Raw genomic sequence first — 17,137 nt, 5'->3', positions numbered from 1 at the left:
CACACCCACTCAGCGGGTGTTTCTCTCTCTATTTCACCGTTCCCGAGCAGCGCGTTCAGCTTTCTGCGGGCGGAGAAGGTTTGATACAGGTCCACCGCCATTTCTCTGGGATGAGCGACGACCCACTCGACGCCGTGGACAAGGGCGTCATCTACGCACTCCAGCAGAATGCGAAAGACGCGACGACGCTCGCCGTCGGCGAGCAATTAGACGTCTCCGCGAGCACGATTCGCAACCGCATCGAACGCCTCGAAGCCGAGGGCGTCATCACCGGCTATCACGCCATGGTGGACTACGAGAAGGCTGGTTTCCCACTGCACGTCCTCCTCGTGTGCACGGCGGAGTTAGACGACCGAAACCAACTGGCGCTGGCGGCACTCAAGATACCGGGCGTAGTGAACGTTCGTGAGTTCATGGTTGGCGAGGGCAACGTCCGGGTCGAAGCCATCGGCACGTCGAACGACGACATCACGCGCATCGCCCGGGAACTGGCGAGTCTCGGACTGCGCATCTCTGAGGAGATTCTGCTGCGCGCACAGTACGTCTCGCCATTCGAGGCGTTCAACCCGGAATTCGAGGAATAGTGCGAATTTCGCAACGCCTACTGATTTCTTTTGTGAAAAAAGTAGCCTAAGAGAGTGCGAATACAGCAATATTTATCAGTCATTCCGGCTATCACTCAATTGCCGGAGTTCGGTGTTCTCGGGGTAGGTCGCATCGCTCCCGGACAATGTCACACGGGGTTCTATACGAAGTCCGGCATCCGAGTCCCAGTGGGGACAGGGACTCGTTCTCGCACGAGTGGGAGGACTCGTGCGGGTCGACTTTACGTGGATTCGAACCGCGAGTTGCAACCATCGAGGGACGGCCTCACGTCGAAAGAGATGACAGGACAGAGACCTGCTCACCAGTTGCGTGTTACATCAGGCTTTTATCGTCGCACGAGTGAGAAAGACGCATGATTCAGGCCTTTCACATCGAAGACGGTTCGATGGTCCGCTCTCGCGCGGCTTGCGCCTCACCGACGGTGTTCGTCGGGTGGTCAGATGAGTGAGCAAGCGACGACCGACGGCGGGCAGTACACACGGGCCTACATCGTGCGGCTCGAACTCAACGATGAGCCCGGCGAACTTCTCTCTGCGCTCGGCCCAATCGCCGAGAACGGTGGAAACCTGCTCTCGATCTTTCACGAGCGCGGGTCGATTACCCCTCGTGGGCGCATCCCGGTCGAGGTGGACTTCGAAGCGACCGAAGAGCGATTCGAGACCATCGTGTCGGAGCTGCGCGCGAACGGCGTGAACGTCACGCAGGCGGGACCAGAACGCTATGGCGAGGAGATGAACATCGTGCTCATCGGCCACCTCGTCGAAACGGACCTCTCCGACACGCTCTCGCGCTTAGAGGAGTGTACGAGTGCGTCGGTGGCAGACGTCTCGCTGACCGCGCCCAACGGTACCGACGAGGTGTCCTGTGCCCGGATTCGCCTCGCGACCCAGCGTGGCAAAGCGGAGTACGTCCTCGAAGTGGTGCGCGAAATGGCAGCCGAAAAGGAATTAGAGGTCGTCGAACCGCTCCTCGAAGGAGGTGACGCATGAAACTCGCCATCCTCGGTGCGGGCGCTGTCGGGCGCTCGGTGGCCGAATTGGCCGGCGAGTACGGCCACACGGTGACGGCCCTCGCAGATTCCCAGAGCGCGGCCATCGACCCCGCCGGCATCGACATCGACGGGGCACTCGACCGGAAATCCCGCGGCAAGCAGGTCGGCAACGACGACCCTGATGCGGTGCTCGCGGGTGAGTACGACGTGCTCGTCGAGGCGACGCCGACGACGCTCGGCGACGCGGAACCCGGCTTCAGCCACCTCCGGGCGGCCCTCGAAGCCGATCGCCACGTCGTGCTCGCGAACAAGGGCCCGGTGGCAGAGCGCTACGCGGACGTGCGCGCCCTCGAACGCGAGAGCGCGGGTGACGTGCTGTTCGAGGCCACCGTCGGTGGCGCGATTCCCGTGCTCTCGACGATTGCGGACATGGGACCGCGAAACATCACCGCCGCTCGCGGCGTGCTGAACGGGACGGCGAACTTCATCCTCACGCGCATGGCCGCGGAGGGCCTCGGCTACGAACACGTCCTCGCAGAGGCCCAGGACCTCGGCGTGGCAGAGGCAGACCCAACCTTCGACGTGGAGGGCACTGACGCGGCACTCAAGTGCGTCATCCTCGCGAACGTCCTCGCCCAGGGTGACCGCGAGTTCACGCTCGCGGACGCCGACGTGAAGGGCATCTCCTCGATTCCGCCAAGCGCCCTCGACCTCGCCGCCGAAGACGGTCAGACGATTCGGCTCATCGGCGAGGTGTCTGGTGAATCCGTGCGCGTGGGCCCGCGGCTGGTTTCCGAGCACGGCGCGCTCGCCGTGGCCGGCACCCGCAACATCGTCCAGTTCGAGACGAAGCACGCCGGCAGACTGAACATCAGTGGGCGCGGGGCCGGTGGCCCCGAAACGGCGACGGCCATCCTCGCCGACATCGGCCGACTGCGCTAGCATCGAAACCGTGCCATGGGTTGGCAAAACGCCCAACGGCGGCGGTGTGACCCGGATAGCGTTCCGAAATTGTTTTAACCGCAACTCCCAAAAGAACCCGATATAGCGCCTCTGTGCGTGAGATACCAATGAGCGAAGACAAACCGCACCAGAACCTGGCTGTAATCGGCCACGTTGACCACGGAAAGAGTACGTTGGTCGGGCGACTCCTTTACGAGACAGGGAGCGTTCCCGAGCACGTCATCGAACAGCACCGCGAAGAGGCAGAGTCCAAAGGCAAGGGTGGCTTCGAGTTCGCCTACGTGATGGACAACCTCGCCGAAGAGCGCGAACGCGGTGTCACCATCGACATCGCCCACCAGGAATTCGACACCGACGAATACTACTTCACCATCGTCGACTGTCCTGGTCACCGCGACTTCGTCAAGAACATGATTACCGGCGCGTCCCAGGCAGACAACGCCGTCCTCGTCGTCGCCGCAGACGACGGTGTCGCGCCCCAGACCCGCGAGCACGTGTTCCTCGCCCGCACCCTCGGCATCAACGAGCTCATCGTCGCCATCAACAAGATGGACGTCGTCAACTACGGCGAAGACGAGTACAAGGGTGTTGTCAAGGAAGTCAAGAACCTCCTCAAGCAGGTTCGCTTCAACACGGACGACGCGAGCTTCATCCCGATCTCCGCGTTCGAGGGTGACAACATCGCAGAGGAGTCCGAGAACACGCCATGGTACGACGGTGAGACCCTGCTCGAAGCACTCAACTCGCTTCCAGCACCACAGCCACCGACGGACGCACCACTGCGTCTCCCAATCCAGGACGTCTACACCATCTCCGGCATCGGTACGGTCCCCGTCGGCCGTGTCGAGACCGGCACCCTCGACGTCGGCGCGAACGTCTCGTTCCAGCCGTCCGACGTCTCCGGTGAGGTCAAGACCATCGAGATGCACCACCAGGAAGTGCCACAGGCCGAGCCTGGCGACAACGTCGGGTTCAACGTCCGTGGCATCGGCAAGGACGACATCCGCCGCGGTGACGTCTGTGGTCCTGCAGATGACCCACCGAAGGTCGCAGAGACCTTCCAGGCGCAGATCGTCGTCATGCAGCACCCATCCGTCATCACGGCTGGCTACACGCCGGTCTTCCACGCCCACACGGCGCAGGTCGCGTGTACCATCGAGTCCATCGACCAGAAACTCGACCCAGCCAGTGGCGAGGTCGCAGAGGAGAACCCGGACTTCATCAAGAACGGCGACGCAGCGGTCGTCACCGTTCGCCCCCAGAAGCCACTGAGCATCGAGCCGTCCTCCGAGATTCCGGAGCTCGGTTCCTTCGCAATCCGCGACATGGGTCAGACCATCGCGGCCGGCAAGGTCCTCTCCGTCAACCAGCGGTAACCTACGATGCAACAAGCACGCGTCCGGCTCGCGGGCACCAGCCCCGTGGACCTCGACAAAATCTGCAGCGACGTCCGCGAAATCGCGGAGAAGACCGGTGTCAACCTTAGCGGCCCCGTGCCGCTGCCAACGAAGACGCTGGAAGTCCCCACCCGCAAATCGCCTGACGGTGAAGGCACGGCGACGTGGGAGCACTGGGAGATGCGCGTCCACAAGCGGCTGATCGACCTGGACGCCGACGAGCGTGCACTCCGTCAGCTGATGCGCATTCAGGTTCCCAACGACGTCAGTATCGAGATCGTTCTCGAAGACTGACACCGCGCACCCGCGCCTTTTTCGAACACGCACAGAGGGACCAGTTTCCCTCCCCCACGTTGGGATGTGAGCGTGTCACTCACACAGGCAACGGAAAGAACAAGGTTCAAATAACGAACGCGGTTACGTTCATCCGCGCTTCGGGCTTGTAGATCAGCGGCAGATCGCTTCCTTCGCAAGGAAGAGGCCCCGGGTTCAAATCCCGGCAAGTCCACTATTACTTTCGCGACACAACACGACGAGCGCAGCGAGTCGCTGTGTCGCGTAATCATCGTCCGACGAAGCCGGGATTTGAAGCCCTGGAAGACGCAGCTGTCGAGTGGAACGAGACAGACCGTCTTCCTCCGGGTTCAAATCTTGAAGCGGCGTTCGCCGTCGGTGCTGGGCTCTATACTGCACTCATGATAGTGGTTTAAAAGGGAGTATCGGATTCGAGATTCGCGCTGGTCGAGTTGTGCAGTGCAGTTGTCTCCGCCCGGGACAAAATGTCGTACGTTTACTCGCGGTTACGATGGACAGAACGACGGTAAATATCAATTAACCACAAATAGCAATCGGAACGATTGTCAAAAGCAGAATCAGTGAGTTTCGACCCACATTATCCATGTTGCGTGAGGTTTCACACAACCGTCCAGAGTAATAGTCTGTTTATACTGACAGTTAGTGAATAGTTTTCTTCTCTATTCGCGTAATTGCACTCTCAGGTGGTAAATACTATGTCAGCAACAGAACCGTCCGCGATGGAGACTGAAACTTCGACCATGCAGGAAGTAAAGCGGGTCGCGTTTTACATTTCGGTGCTGGCGACGCTCGCTGCCTTCCTCATCACGACCGGGGAGCTGTTCTTGCTCCTCGGACTCGGGTTCGTCATCGGTGAGGAACTCGGCATCCACCAACTACACGTGATGGGCATCGCAATTGGCGTGTTCTTCGCGTTCCTCGGCGTGCTGGTACAACTGTACAAGCCCATACGACGGGTCGCGTCGTTCCAGGCGGCCGCGATTCTCCTGCTCATCGCCGCCATCATCTTCACCGTGATTCCGAACGAGACGGCAGTCATCCTCTACCCGTTCGTCGGCGCGTTCATCCTGATGGGCATCCTGCACCCGGCAGGCACGAAGCTCCTCACGGTACGCAATCGGTACAGCCCGGCGGTCCTCGGACTGACGCTGCTCGCGGCGATTCCGCTGCTCGCGTTCGCTGTCGACCAGTTGACCCTGCAAATGTCCGGTGACGAACACGCGCTCATGGGCCACTACGGCATGATGGCGACGGTTAGCCTGACCATCCTCGCCGCGGGCCTGCTCGTGTCGTTCCAGTCGATTGGCTACCGCCTGCTCGGCTGGCTTACCGCGTTCATGACGGCGTACTTCGGGGTGCTCTCGGTGGCGCTCCAGCCTCAGGCGTCGAACGTCGGCGTCCTCTGGGGCGCGCTCGCCATCGTCTGGGCGATCGCGCTCGTCGTCGCGACCGAAATGACCCTTCGCAACCCGGAGTCGGCCTACTTCAACCGCATCCTGGGCGAGCGAGAGGAGACGGTCACGGGCAAGCCTGCCTGAGCGGCCCTTTTTGTCGTCGAAATAGCCCCTTATTAGCGACAATCGATTCATTATCATCTCCTCACCGTACGTCTGTACGCCTACAGAGTGATTTCAATGGCAGTTACAGAATCAACATTCGACCAATCGACGACCACGACGATGCACCGTGTAAAGCGCGTGGCGTTCTACCTCGTCGTCCTCGTGACGCTCGGCATCTTCGTATTCACCGCAGGCGAGTTGCTACCGTTCCTCGTTCTCGGGTTCACGATGGGTGCTGAACTCGGTATCCACCAGTTCCACGTGATTGCACTCGCGAGCTTCGTCGCGTTCGTCACCCTCGGCGTCCTCGTCCAGCTGTACAAGCCCGAGACGAGGGTCGCGACGTACCAGGCGACGTTCCTCGCCATGGCCATCTTGACAGCCCTCTCAGTCTTCACGGGTGACCTGTTCATCCTGCTGTACTTCGTTCCAGTTGCGCTGATTGGACTCCTGCACCCGGCAGGTCGCCGACTGCTCACAATTGGTGAGCGATACAGCCCCGCCATCCTCGGCCTGACGCTCGTAGCTGCAATCCCGCTGTTGGCCTACGCCGGAAACCAGTTCCAGCTGCAGGCAACCGGTGACGAACACGCGCTGTTCGGCCACTACATGCCGATGGTCGCTATCGCACTCACGATACTCGCTACGGGCCTGCTCGTGGCCTTCGAGTCCGTCGGCTTCCGCCTGCTTGCGTGGCTGACCGGCCTGTTCGCCGTGTACGTCGGATTCGCGTCCATCGTGCTCCCGACGCTCGCATCGAGTGCTGGCACGCTCTGGGGCGCGCTCGCCATCGTCTGGGCCGTCGCCTTCGTCGCGGCGACCGAACTGAGCGTGCGCGAGTCCGCCTCGTCGTACTTCAGCCGGGTGCGCACCACTCGCGAAGAGAGCGTTCCGGGGAAGCCAGTTTGAGCGCCTCCTGAATCGAGCGGGGAACACTGATTTTTGCGCACAAAAGCACGCAGAAATCCAACACAAGCAATTAACAGGTGTGCCCGTATACACCTAGTCGAACGACCAACGCATGTTACCCGCAGAGCGAAAGCGAAAAATCGTCGAACTGGTCACCGCACGAGACGGGTGTGCCGTAGACGACCTCGCAACGGAACTCGATTTCTCGAAGGCGACGATTCGTCGCGACCTCCGTCAACTCGAAGACGACGGACTCATCGAACGCTCCCACGGCGGAGCAGTCCCGGTGACTGCCGTAGGGCGCGAACAGAGTTACGGCCAGCGCGACGTCCAGCGTCTCGAACAGAAAGCGGCCATCGCGGAGGTTGCAGTCGAGCAGATTCGCCCCGGACAGGTCGTCTTCTTCGACGCGGGGACGACGACGATGCAGGTCGGTAAACGCGCGCCAAAAGACGGGTCGTTTCTCGCGGTAACGAATTCACCGCTGCTCGCGATGGAACTTACGAGCGACGAGAACGAAGTGAAACTCACGGGGGGAACACTCCGCAGGCGGACTCGTGCACTCGTCGGCCCGAGTGCGACTGGGTTCATGGAACGCATGAACTTCGACCTCCTGTTTCTCGGCACGAACGCCATCGACAGCGATGGAGGCTTGAGCACCCCGAACGAGGACGAGGCCCTGGTCAAAGAGGTCATGATCGAGCGGGCAGCACGCGTCGTCCTCGTCGCAGATGGGTCGAAAGTCGGAAAGCGGAGCTTCATCGAGTTCGCAGACCTGGAAGGCGTGGACGTGTTCATCACCGACCGGTCGCTCACCCGGGCGGAGCAAGAAACGTTCGACGCAGCAGACGTCGCGGTCCTGGAGACTCCCGAATGATTCTCACTGTCACGCTGAACCCCGCGGTAGACCACACGCTCACCCTCGACCAACCACTAACCCACGGCGCGGTCGCCCGGACCGGCGACGCCCAGTACGACGCCGGTGGGAAGGGCATCAACGTTTCGAAGTACCTGACCAAGCGGGACGTCGAGACGTATGCGACGGGCCTCATCGGCGGTTTTCTCGGCGAGTTCATCGAGACGCGACTGGACGAGACGGGCGTGCATGCGGATTTCGTCGAAATCGCGGGTCGCACGCGGTTGAACACGACACTGCACGCGCCGGATGGCGAGTTCAAGATAAATCAACACGGACCGACCGTCAGTCTTGATGCAATCGACCGAATCGTCGAACGCGCCCACGAACACGACCCGGATTCGGTGGTTGTGGCGGGAAGTCTCCCCAAGGGACTCGACGCGTCTGCCGTAGACCGCATCGCGAGGGCTGGGCCGTGGGAGACCGTCGTCGACGTGGGTGGCGACTTACTCACCGAACTCGACGCGGAGTTCGCACTCTGTAAACCGAATCGAGAAGAACTCTCGGCGGCGACCGGACTTCCGACGAAGACGCTCGACGAGTGTATCGCGGCGGGAAAAGCGCTACAGCGGCGAGGATACGACCGCGTCGCGGCGTCGCTTGGCGGAGACGGTGCGTTGCTCGTCACTCCAGAAACCGTGTTCCACGCGACTGCGCTCGACGTGCGCGTCGTGGATACGGTCGGTGCGGGAGACGCATTCCTCGCTGGATTACTCTCCGCGTACGCACGCGGGACCGGTGACGAAGGAGCGCTGAAAGAGGGCGTCGCAGTCGCCTCAGAAGTGGTCACGACGCCCGGCACCACAGTACCGATGCTGTCAAACGTACAACTGAACACTGGTCGTGTGACTGTTTCTGTTTGCCAGTGATTACGAGGTTTCAGCGCGTTATCCGTTGGTTTCGAAGAGATTGTGAAAACCGGCAGGAAAATTTTGGCAATTTCTTGTGCAGAAACAATCAAATCCGAAACATCTTTTGAACACTCTCTCTAGGTTCTGGGCAGACCATGTCATCTAGCGATTCGGCAGAAACGGCACTTCGAGCACACGTTACCTCCGTAAAGGAGAACCTGATGACCGGGGTTTCGTTCATGATTCCGTTCGTCACCATCGGCGGTATCTTCCTCGCGCTCGGTTTCGCCGTCGGCGATACCAGGACTGTGCTCGACAACACTGGCTCACTCGGCTGGTTCCTCGCACAGATTGGTTCGGCGGGTCTCACGCTCATGGTGCCGGTTCTCGGTGCGTACATCGCGTACGCAATCGCGGATCGTCCGGCGCTCGCACCCGGATTCGTCCTCTCGTATTTGCTCCAGCAGGGAACGATCGTCACTGAGGCGGGCAAGTTCATCGGTCTTGACGCCGGCGGCCTCGGCGCGGGATACCTCGGTGCCCTCGTCGCCGGACTGCTCACCGGATATGTCGCTCGCTTTTTCAAGAACCTGAACGTCCCGCGCGTCCTCGCCCCGATGATGCCGGTGCTCATCATCCCTGTCCTCACGACAGCGGTGCTCGCCCCTGTCGTCCTCTTCGGGATTGGCGCACCGGTCGCCATCGCAAACGAGTCTCTCAACACCTTCCTCAAGAGTTTACAGGGAGGACAGGCGGTCGTCATCGGCCTCATCCTCGGCGGGATGATGGCTTTCGACATGGGCGGCCCCGTAAACAAAGTCGCCTACCTGTTCTCGGTCGGCCTCATCAGCGAGCAGGTGTATGCACCCATGGCCGCCGTCATGATCGCTGGCATGACACCGCCAATCGGCATGGCGATTTCGAACTACATCTCTCCGGAGAGGTACGCATCAGAGATGAAGGAAAACGCGAAAAACGGCTTTCTGATGGGCTTTTCGTTCATCACAGAAGGAGCGATTCCCTACGCCGCGGCCGACCCGCTTCGAGTCATCCCCGCACTCGTGGCTGGGAGCGCTGTCGCGGGTGGCGCTTCGATGTCGCTCGGCGTCACGATGCCCGCCCCGCACGGTGGCATGTTCGTCGTGTTCCTCTCGAATCAACCGCTCCTGTTCATCGGCTGTGTCCTGCTCGGGTCGCTCGTGACCGCGGGCGTGGCAACCGGCCTCAAGTCAGCTGTTGGCGAGACTGTCACAGGAACTACGTCGCAAACGTCCGATTGACTACTCACTCGAACAAATCCACCTTTTGGCTAACCTATGAATCCAGAAACTATCGACACCCTGCTCCCGACGACACACATCTCCCTCTCGGGAGCCCCGACCGAGAAACGCGCGTGTATCGAATACCTCCTCGACCTGGCAGTCGATGGCGGTCGCGTTTCAAACCGAGAAAAAGCCCTCGCTGCACTACTCGAACGCGAACAGCAGACGACGACCGGCGTCGGCATGGGAATCGGCATTCCCCACGCGAAGACCGACGCCGTGGACGAACCGCTCGTCGCCTTCACCCGCGTCGAAGACGGAATCGACTTCGGCGCGATGGACGACGAACCGGCCCACCTCATCTTCATGATTCTCGTCCCGGCGGCCGGTGGCGAGGACCACCTCGAAATTTTGAGTTCGCTCTCCCGTGCGCTCATGCACGATGATGTCCGCGAGTCGCTGTACGAGGCGGAAACAGAACAGGACGTTCGCGACACCTTAGCGGAGGCGGTCGCCTGATGGAGCGCACCGTTACCGTCGTCCCAGAGGACGGCATCCACGCTCGCCCCGCCGCTAACTTCGTCGAGACCGCGGGCGAGTACGACGCCGAAATCACCATCGCCCCCGTCTCCGACGACGCGGTAAACGCCGGGAGCATGCTCGCCGTGACGAGCCTCGGAATCACCGCGGGCGACGACGTGGTCATCGCCGCGGAGGGGTCGGACGCCAAAGCGGCTCTCGACGCACTCGAAGTAATTTTGACAACGCCGGCGGGTGATTGACGATGGCCCGAACGGTCACCGGAACCGGCGCGACCCCGCTCGCAGACGTCGGAACCGCCCACTGGCACCGACCCGAGGCCGACCTGCCCGACGACGAGTCGGCCGGGACTCCCACAGAGGAACAGGCCCGATTCGACGCTGCCGTCGAAACGGCCCGTGAGGAACTCGAAGCAGAGCGCGAGCGCACTCGCGAACTGATCGGTGAGGAGGAAGCCGGCGTGTTCGACGCCCACATCCAGTTCCTCGCCGACCCGCAAATCGAAGACAGCGTCACAGACGACATCGAAGACGGCCTCGCCGCGGGAACAGCCGTCGAGGAGGCATTCGCCGACCCCATCTCGCAGTTCGAAGCGATGGACGGCATGATGGCAGAACGGGCGGACGACCTCCGCGACGTGCGCGACCGCCTCCTGCGCATCCTCGCCGACGGTGAACGAATCGACCTGTCGGCCCTGCCGGCGGGAACTGTCCTGCTCGCAGAGCGCCTTACACCGAGCGACACCGCTCAACTCGACCCCGCCCGAATCGCCGGATTCGCAACGGTCGAGGGAGGACGGACCTCACACGCGGCGATTTTCGCCCGGTCGCTCGGCATCCCCGCCGTCGTCGGCGTCGGGTCGGAACTCGACGCCATCGAAGCGGGAACCGAAGTCGTCGTGGATGGGGACGCAGGCGAGGTCGTCGCCGAACCGGATTCGGCACGCAAAGCCCGTACAACGGACGAACGCACCGTCGGGGTGCGGAACGAACCAGTCGAAACTGCGGACGAATTCCCCATCGAAGTCGCCGCAAACGTGGGTACGCCCGCGGAAATCGAATCTGCCGTGGAGCACGGCGCGGATGGAATCGGCCTGTTTCGAACCGAATTCCTCTTTCTCAACCGCGAGGCTCCGCCCGACGAGGACGAGCAGTACGAGACGCTAGTGGAGACGCTTTCTGCGTTCCCCGACGGCCGCGTCGTCGTCCGCACCCTCGACGTGGGCGGCGACAAACCGATTCCATATCTCGACCAGCCAGCCGAAGCGAATCCGTTCCTCGGCGAGCGCGGCATCCGCCGGTCGCTCGACGTGGACGAGTCGCTGTTTCGCACGCAGATTCGGGCGCTCCTTCGCGCCGCCGCGAGCGAGCACGGCGACGGACTTTCGGTGATGTTTCCCCTCGTTTCGACTATCGAAGAACTGGACCGGGCGCTCGAAACGGTCGAAGACGTGGCCGCGCAACTCGAGGCAGAAGGCGAAGCCTGGACGCGACCCGAACTCGGCGTGATGATAGAGACGCCGAGTGCGGTGTTCGTGGCGCCGGAACTCGCCGCCCGCGTGGACTTCTTCAGCATCGGGACGAACGACCTCACCCAGTACGTGATGGCGACCTCCCGCGAGAACGACCGTATCGCCCACCTCCACGACCCGTGCCACCCGGCCGTCCTTCGGGCCATCGACCGAATCGTCTCGGTGGGCCACGACCACGACTGCTGGGTCGGAATGTGCGGCGAGATGGCGGGAGACCCCGCCGTGCTCGAACTTCTCGTCGGCCTCGGCTTAGACGAACTCAGCATGAGCGCCATCACCATCCCCGATGTGAAAGCCGCGATTACCGAGACGACTCGAGACGACGCGAGGACACTCGCCAGCGACGCGCTGGCCGCAACGACTTTCGATGACGTACAGAAACACCTCAATCCATGAAATTCGTCGCAGTCACAGCCTGCCCGACCGGCATCGCACACAGTCAGATGGCAGCAGAGAACTTAGAACAGCACGCCCCGAAGAAAGGCCACGAAATCAAGGTCGAAGTCAACGGGGCGATGGGCACCGAGAACGAACTCTCGGCCGACGACATCGCTGGCGCTGACGCAGTCATCGTCGCCGCCGACACGAAGGTTCAGACCGACCGCTTCGAGGGCAAACCACTCGTCAAGGGGACGGTCAAAGACGCCGTCAACGACGCCGAAGCGCTCATCGACGAAGCCGCGTCGGTGGCCGGCGACGCGACCGCAGAAGCTGCACCCGAGACGGAGACGGACGTGACCTCCACCGAGACTGAGTCGGCCGCAGACCAGTCGAGTACCGACGAGGGCGACGGCGGCCTGTTCGGTAAGGTCAAAAAGCGATTTACCTGAGAACGTCCGACCCATTTTTCGCGGTTTACCGTGACGCCGACACGTCGCTGAGTAGCGCCAAGGCGCTCGTGTCTGTTTGCTCGACCGGGCGATTAGTCAAGACAGATACCTGTCCAGAATCCATGACAGGAATTTATACCGAATGACCATGTGAGTAATTCACAGTTAGGCACCGGCCATGATTGACCTCACGCTCGATATGAAGCAGTACGATTGTCCGTTCATCGACACCACAGACGACCACCCGGTGTCGTTTACCGCGATGCAGTGGGATTTCGACAATCGCTCCCAGCAACTGGAGACGCGGATGCTCGTCGAAGCACCGAGTCGCTCCGCGCTGGACGACGGCCTCCACGCGCTCGCAGACCACAGGCACATGCACGACCTCGAACTGCTCTCGAAGCGCGAGGACAGAGCGCAGGTGAAAACCGCTATCGGCGAGACCCACGCCATGGCGACGGTGCGCGAGTTCGACGGCTACATCACCGGGCCGTTTCACATCGAGGGAGGGTCCGAAACGTGGCACGTGGGCGTAGACGACGGTGGTCTCGCAGACGACTTGCTCGCCGAACTGGAACGCCACAACGATTTCGGCGTCGAGGCCCGCCGAACCTACGAACTGAGCGAACTGTTCGACCTGTTGCGAAACGCCGGTCCGGCCATCTCCCTGCTCGAAAGCTGTCGGAATCTCTCGACGGTCGAGCGCGACACTCTCACGACGGCGGTCGAATCCGGCTACTTCAACAGTCCCCGGGACGCGAACCTCGCGTCGCTCGCAGACGAGTTCGACATCTCGAAAACCGCCGTTTCGAAGAACCTGCGACGGAGCCAGCAGAAGCTGCTGGAGAACGTCATCGCGGCGATGGCTGACCTCGAGTGAGCCGGACGTTTACATATTAACCCGCTGCTATTTCGCGGTTTGTGAGGAAAATTGGTGTGTGACAGCAGTCGGCATGCGAGACGAAGTCGGTTGTCGATGGACGCAGCCTCTGCACGCGACAGACACACAGCCATGACTCACGAAATTTCTCCAGACGACGGAATGGACCGACGAACGATGCTCAAAGCCGTCGGCGGGACGGCGCTCGCCGCGGCCCTCGCCGGGTGTAGTTCGCTCATCGGTGCGGGCACGAACGAAAACGACGCTGGTGGCACACAGGACGTGCCGGACGAACCGATTCAGGCTGGTCTCCAGACGTTCACCGAGGGGCCGGCGTCCGTTCTCGGCCTGCAAGCCCAGTACGGCGCGGAACTCGCCATCTCCCGCATCAATGAGGCAGGCGGCGTCGCGGGTCGCGAAATCGAACTCGACGTGAAACACGAGGCAGACGCCTACGTCGAGAACTACAAGCAGTTCGTCTCCGAGGGCAAAGACGTCACCTTCGGCCCCATCTCCTCGGGTGGCCACGCCGCGCTTGCCCCGGAAGTCGAGGCCCAGGGCGTCGTGAACGTTGCCACCGACGGGACGGTGACCACCCTCTACGAGGAGACGGTTCCGGACCCGACCTACTCATTTCGCTTCCAGAACTACGACGTGATGGAGTGCGTCTCCGCCGCCCGCGAGACGGTCAACCGCCTCGGCGCGGAGAACGTGAACACCGTCGCGGGCATCAACCCGAACTACGCGTTCGGGAAAGACGAGTGGAAGGTGTACACGACCGCGCTTAAGAAACTGACCGACGTCGAAATCGTCCACGAAGGCTTCCCCGACCTGCTCGCAGACGACATGTCCACCCACATCACCGAGGTCAACAACGAGCAGCCGGACGTGACCTTCTCCAGTCAGTGGGGTGGCGACGTGGTGACCCTGATGAATCAGGCCGCCGCGAACAACATGTTCGAGAACACCCAACTCGTCGGCACGGTGCTCTACTCCGCCGTGAACGACCTGAGCCAGGACGTCGTCGAACAGGCCCAGGCGTTCTCCGGCTCGCGCAACTACTACTGGGGTGAACCGGAGCCATCTCGCTGGAGTCCCGGCCAGCAGCTGCTCGACGACGCTCGCAACCAGTGGGACATCGTCCCGAGCGGGCACTTCATGAGTGGCTACGGCGCAGTAGCCGCCTGGGCAACCGCCACCCAGAAGGCGGTCGATATGCTCGGCGGGTGGCCAAGCCAGGAACAAATCGCCATGTCGCTCGAAGGCCACGGCTTCTTCACGCCCGCCGGCTACCACGTCATGAGCGAGCGCCACCAGGGTCTCTCGACTTCTTACTACGGCGAGATGGAGTGGTCCGGTGACGTTGGTGCGCCGATTCTCACCGACGTCAACTCCTACACACCACAGGAAGTGTCGCCACCGCCGGGAACGACCGCCATCGACTGGATCGAGAGCTGGTGAGCACGCCCATGAAACCTACTCGAAATCCATGAGCGTCCTCACCAACTTCATCACGCACACGCTCCACGGCATCCAGTACGGGTTCATCCTGTTTCTCATCGCCTCGGGGTTGACCATCATCCTCGGCATCCTGGACGTGCTGAACCTCGCCCACGGCGAGTTGTACGCCCTCGGCGCGTACGTCGCCGCGAGCGTCGTCGGCTACGTCGTGGGTCTCGTCCCGCCACCGACCGACCCAGCCTCGCAGGCCATGTTCGTCGCCGTCGTCCTCGGTGGGGCCGTCCTCACCGCCGCCCTCATCGTGCCCGTCGGCGCGGCCATCGAGGCGGTGCTGTTGCGCCCCATCTACGACCGCGACGAGGTGTACCAGTTGGTCCTCACGTTCGCGTTGCTCCTCATCATCAAGGACGCAATCAAGTTCGGCTGGGGCCCGCAACCCGTCCGCCTCCAGAGCGTCTTCAGTGGCATCAACAGCATCCCCGCCGCCTCGCTCGTCGGATTGAACTATCCGACCTACAACCTCGTCATCATCGTGGTCGGGGCGATTACCGTCGTGGGTCTGTTCTACTTTTTCAACCGGACGAAGACGGGGCGCATCATCCGCGCGACGGCCATCAACCGCGAGATGGCGACGGCAATCGGCGTGAGCACCGACCGAACCTTTACGCTCGTGTTCGCCGTGGGCGCGTTCTTCGCCGGCTTCGCCGGCGCGATGGCGCTGCCGCCGACGAACGCGACGTTGGAGATGGGCGCGAATCCGCTCGTCCTCTCGTTCGTCGTCATCGTGATTGGCGGGCTTGGCAGCCTCCGGGGCGCGTTCGTCGCCGCGCTCGTCGTCGGAATTCTGAGTCGGTGGGCGACGTGGCAGTACCCGCCCGCCGAACTCGCCGCCCCCTTCGCCATCATGGCGCTCATCTTGCTCGTAAAGCCCGACGGCCTATTCGGAACGTGGGGTGAAATCGATGGGTAGCCGCCTTCCCGGTCTCGTCACCCGCGACGGCGAGCGCAAAGTGCGGGTGATGCGTGGACTCGAACTCACGCTCCGACAAACTGCACTCGCGCTCGTTGGCCTCCTGTTCCTGTTCGCGCTGCCGGACATCGCGCGGCTCTCGCCGTCGATTCAACTCAGCGTCCTCCATCAGGGAATCGTGTTCGGCCTCGCCGCAGTAGGCCTCAACTTGCTCGTCCGGCACACGCAACTCGTCTCGTTCGGGCACGCCGCCTTCTTCGGGACGGGTGCGTACACCACGGCGGTGCTCGCCGCGAAGTACGACGTAACTGAGTTCGCTCTCCTGTTGCTCGCGAGCATGCTGCTCGCGACGCTCATGGCGATGCTCATCGGCTTTCTCTCGCTTCGCCACACGGGGCTCTACTTCTCCCTGCTGACGCTCGCCTTCGGCCAACTCCTCTACGCGCTCGTTCAGGGGCAGTCGTTCTTCGGGTCGAGTGACGGCCTGCCCGTCCGCCCGGGGCCGAACATGCGCCCCGACGTCTTCGGGTTGGGGCTGCCGCCGGACGCTTACAGCGTGTTGCTGTTCTACCTCACCGTCATCCTCTCAGTCCTCGGATTGCTGGTGATGTGGCGCATCATCCACTCGCCGTTCGGAGCCGCACTCGACGCCATCGGGCAGGACCGGACCCGCGCGAAGTTCATCGGGATTCCAGTCCGCCGCTACGTCTGGCTCGCGTTCGTCATCTCCGCCGTCTACGGCGGGATGGCCGGCGCGCTCTACGCGATGGTCCAACAGCACGTCCGTCCGGGGCCAGTGCTCTACTTCCTGCGCTCTGGTGACATCCTGTTCATGGCCATTCTCGGCGGGTATCAGACCCTGCTTGGCCCACTCGTGGGTGGCATCGTCCTCGTCCTCCTCCAAGACGTGGGCCGTGACCTGACGAACTACTTCGACGCGCTGACCGGCCTCGTCCTGCTGGCGCTCGTCTTTGGTTTCCCGCAGGGCATCGTCGGGTCGCTCAAGCAGGGCGGGCGCGTCCGCGAGGCCGCCGCGAGTTTCAAAGACGACCCCGCAGTCGTCGGGTCGTGGCTCTCGTCGTTCGCAGAATCGCTCGTCACCGCCGCGAGTCGGTCGGTGCAGAACGTGAAAGTCCTCGTCTTCGGGGTGAAGTGA

18 protein-coding genes and 1 tRNA gene are annotated in these 17,137 nt (G+C 62.2%); all 19 read left to right on the top strand.

The genetic code is table 11. The features are described from left to right. The first annotated feature begins 110 nt into the window (after positions 1-110). The 19 genes from P0648_RS03810 to P0648_RS03720 all read left to right on the top strand — a co-directional run bounded on the left by P0648_RS03810 (position 111) and on the right by P0648_RS03720 (position 17,137). Entirely contained in the window at positions 111-584 is a 474-nt protein-coding gene (locus tag P0648_RS03810) for an Lrp/AsnC family transcriptional regulator (RefSeq protein WP_277505277.1), read from the top strand. Between the two features lie 462 nt (positions 585-1,046). Next, the gene (locus tag P0648_RS03805; RefSeq protein ID WP_276245566.1) at positions 1,047-1,595 is read left to right on the top strand and encodes an amino acid-binding protein; all 549 of its coding nucleotides are present in this window, start codon (positions 1,047-1,049) and stop codon (positions 1,593-1,595) included. Further along, positions 1,592-2,539 carry a homoserine dehydrogenase gene (locus P0648_RS03800; RefSeq protein ID WP_277505275.1) on the top strand — a complete coding sequence of 316 codons (948 nt, stop codon included), beginning with the start codon at positions 1,592-1,594 and terminating at the stop codon, positions 2,537-2,539. The genes P0648_RS03805 and P0648_RS03800 overlap by 4 nt, the downstream gene beginning before the upstream one ends. A gap of 128 nt (positions 2,540-2,667) precedes the next feature. Further along, positions 2,668-3,936: a translation elongation factor EF-1 subunit alpha gene (tuf, locus tag P0648_RS03795; RefSeq protein ID WP_276245568.1), complete on the top strand. Its 1,269-nt coding sequence runs from the start codon at positions 2,668-2,670 to the stop codon at positions 3,934-3,936. Positions 3,937-3,942: 6 nt separating this feature from the next. Next, complete coding sequence (gene rpsJ, locus P0648_RS03790) at positions 3,943-4,251, top strand: 30S ribosomal protein S10 (RefSeq protein WP_276245569.1); 309 nt, start codon at positions 3,943-3,945, stop codon at positions 4,249-4,251. A gap of 142 nt (positions 4,252-4,393) precedes the next feature. Further along, positions 4,394-4,465 (top strand) — tRNA-Ala (locus tag P0648_RS03785). A 502-nt stretch (positions 4,466-4,967) separates the two neighbouring features. Continuing rightward, positions 4,968-5,810 carry a hypothetical protein gene (locus tag P0648_RS03780; protein ID WP_276245571.1) on the top strand — a complete coding sequence of 281 codons (843 nt, stop codon included), beginning with the start codon at positions 4,968-4,970 and terminating at the stop codon, positions 5,808-5,810. Positions 5,811-5,906: 96 nt separating this feature from the next. Beyond that, positions 5,907-6,740 carry a hypothetical protein gene (locus P0648_RS03775; RefSeq protein ID WP_277505274.1) on the top strand — a complete coding sequence of 278 codons (834 nt, stop codon included), beginning with the start codon at positions 5,907-5,909 and terminating at the stop codon, positions 6,738-6,740. A gap of 112 nt (positions 6,741-6,852) precedes the next feature. Beyond that, a complete protein-coding gene (glpR, locus tag P0648_RS03770; protein ID WP_276245573.1) occupies positions 6,853-7,617 on the top strand; it encodes an HTH-type transcriptional regulator GlpR in 765 nt (254 codons plus the stop codon). After that, the gene (pfkB, locus tag P0648_RS03765; RefSeq protein ID WP_277505273.1) at positions 7,614-8,525 is read left to right on the top strand and encodes a 1-phosphofructokinase; all 912 of its coding nucleotides are present in this window, start codon (positions 7,614-7,616) and stop codon (positions 8,523-8,525) included. Before glpR ends, pfkB begins: the two co-directional genes overlap by 4 nt. 137 nt (positions 8,526-8,662) lie before the next feature. Beyond that, entirely contained in the window at positions 8,663-9,787 is a 1,125-nt protein-coding gene (locus tag P0648_RS03760) for a PTS fructose transporter subunit IIC (RefSeq protein ID WP_276245575.1), read from the top strand. Between the two features lie 36 nt (positions 9,788-9,823). Further along, complete coding sequence (locus tag P0648_RS03755) at positions 9,824-10,288, top strand: PTS sugar transporter subunit IIA (RefSeq protein WP_277505272.1); 465 nt, start codon at positions 9,824-9,826, stop codon at positions 10,286-10,288. Beyond that, entirely contained in the window at positions 10,288-10,551 is a 264-nt protein-coding gene (locus P0648_RS03750) for an HPr family phosphocarrier protein (RefSeq protein WP_277505270.1), read from the top strand. Before P0648_RS03755 ends, P0648_RS03750 begins: the two co-directional genes overlap by 1 nt. 2 nt (positions 10,552-10,553) lie before the next feature. Further along, positions 10,554-12,236, top strand: a complete 1,683-nt coding sequence (ptsP, locus tag P0648_RS03745; protein WP_277505269.1) for a phosphoenolpyruvate--protein phosphotransferase — start codon at positions 10,554-10,556, stop codon at positions 12,234-12,236. Next, positions 12,233-12,670 carry a PTS fructose transporter subunit IIB gene (locus P0648_RS03740; RefSeq protein WP_277505267.1) on the top strand — a complete coding sequence of 146 codons (438 nt, stop codon included), beginning with the start codon at positions 12,233-12,235 and terminating at the stop codon, positions 12,668-12,670. The genes ptsP and P0648_RS03740 overlap by 4 nt, the downstream gene beginning before the upstream one ends. A 178-nt stretch (positions 12,671-12,848) precedes the next feature. Next, complete coding sequence (locus P0648_RS03735; RefSeq protein ID WP_277505265.1) at positions 12,849-13,550, top strand: helix-turn-helix domain-containing protein; 702 nt, start codon at positions 12,849-12,851, stop codon at positions 13,548-13,550. A gap of 177 nt (positions 13,551-13,727) precedes the next feature. Further along, on the top strand, positions 13,728-15,011 hold the full coding sequence (locus tag P0648_RS03730) for an ABC transporter substrate-binding protein (RefSeq protein WP_369685673.1): 1,284 nt from the start codon (positions 13,728-13,730) through the stop codon (positions 15,009-15,011). A gap of 28 nt (positions 15,012-15,039) precedes the next feature. Beyond that, positions 15,040-15,981, top strand: coding sequence for a branched-chain amino acid ABC transporter permease (locus P0648_RS03725; protein WP_277505260.1), 942 nt, complete (start codon positions 15,040-15,042; stop codon positions 15,979-15,981). Beyond that, positions 15,974-17,137 carry a branched-chain amino acid ABC transporter permease gene (locus P0648_RS03720; protein ID WP_277505258.1) on the top strand — a complete coding sequence of 388 codons (1,164 nt, stop codon included), beginning with the start codon at positions 15,974-15,976 and terminating at the stop codon, positions 17,135-17,137. Before P0648_RS03725 ends, P0648_RS03720 begins: the two co-directional genes overlap by 8 nt.

The organism is Haladaptatus sp. DYSN1 (genome assembly GCF_029489995.1).
Taxonomy (GTDB): domain Archaea; phylum Halobacteriota; class Halobacteria; order Halobacteriales; family Halococcaceae; genus QDMS2.
Note: the sequence above shows the minus strand (reverse complement) of the source record. Positions and strands in the feature narration are given on the sequence as shown.

Bases quoted from the DNA above. Each gene is read 5' to 3' on its own strand.
- P0648_RS03730 (WP_369685673.1), top strand. From the start codon at position 13,728: ATGCTCAAAGCCGTCGGCGGGACGGCGCTCGCCGCGGCCCTCGCCGGG.
- P0648_RS03755 (WP_277505272.1), top strand. From the start codon at position 9,824: ATGAATCCAGAAACTATCGACACCCTGCTCCCGACGACACACATCTCC.
- P0648_RS03735 (WP_277505265.1), top strand. From the start codon at position 12,849: ATGATTGACCTCACGCTCGATATGAAGCAGTACGATTGTCCGTTCATC.
- P0648_RS03725 (WP_277505260.1), top strand. From the start codon at position 15,040: ATGAGCGTCCTCACCAACTTCATCACGCACACGCTCCACGGCATCCAG.
- P0648_RS03780 (WP_276245571.1), top strand. From the start codon at position 4,968: ATGTCAGCAACAGAACCGTCCGCGATGGAGACTGAAACTTCGACCATG.
- P0648_RS03740 (WP_277505267.1), top strand. From the start codon at position 12,233: ATGAAATTCGTCGCAGTCACAGCCTGCCCGACCGGCATCGCACACAGT.
- tuf (WP_276245568.1), top strand. From the start codon at position 2,668: ATGAGCGAAGACAAACCGCACCAGAACCTGGCTGTAATCGGCCACGTT.
- P0648_RS03775 (WP_277505274.1), top strand. From the start codon at position 5,907: ATGGCAGTTACAGAATCAACATTCGACCAATCGACGACCACGACGATG.
- P0648_RS03810 (WP_277505277.1), top strand. From the start codon at position 111: ATGAGCGACGACCCACTCGACGCCGTGGACAAGGGCGTCATCTACGCA.
- P0648_RS03760 (WP_276245575.1), top strand. From the start codon at position 8,663: ATGTCATCTAGCGATTCGGCAGAAACGGCACTTCGAGCACACGTTACC.
- rpsJ (WP_276245569.1), top strand. From the start codon at position 3,943: ATGCAACAAGCACGCGTCCGGCTCGCGGGCACCAGCCCCGTGGACCTC.
- P0648_RS03750 (WP_277505270.1), top strand. From the start codon at position 10,288: ATGGAGCGCACCGTTACCGTCGTCCCAGAGGACGGCATCCACGCTCGC.
- glpR (WP_276245573.1), top strand. From the start codon at position 6,853: ATGTTACCCGCAGAGCGAAAGCGAAAAATCGTCGAACTGGTCACCGCA.
- P0648_RS03720 (WP_277505258.1), top strand. From the start codon at position 15,974: ATGGGTAGCCGCCTTCCCGGTCTCGTCACCCGCGACGGCGAGCGCAAA.
- ptsP (WP_277505269.1), top strand. From the start codon at position 10,554: ATGGCCCGAACGGTCACCGGAACCGGCGCGACCCCGCTCGCAGACGTC.
- pfkB (WP_277505273.1), top strand. From the start codon at position 7,614: ATGATTCTCACTGTCACGCTGAACCCCGCGGTAGACCACACGCTCACC.
- P0648_RS03800 (WP_277505275.1), top strand. From the start codon at position 1,592: ATGAAACTCGCCATCCTCGGTGCGGGCGCTGTCGGGCGCTCGGTGGCC.
- P0648_RS03805 (WP_276245566.1), top strand. From the start codon at position 1,047: ATGAGTGAGCAAGCGACGACCGACGGCGGGCAGTACACACGGGCCTAC.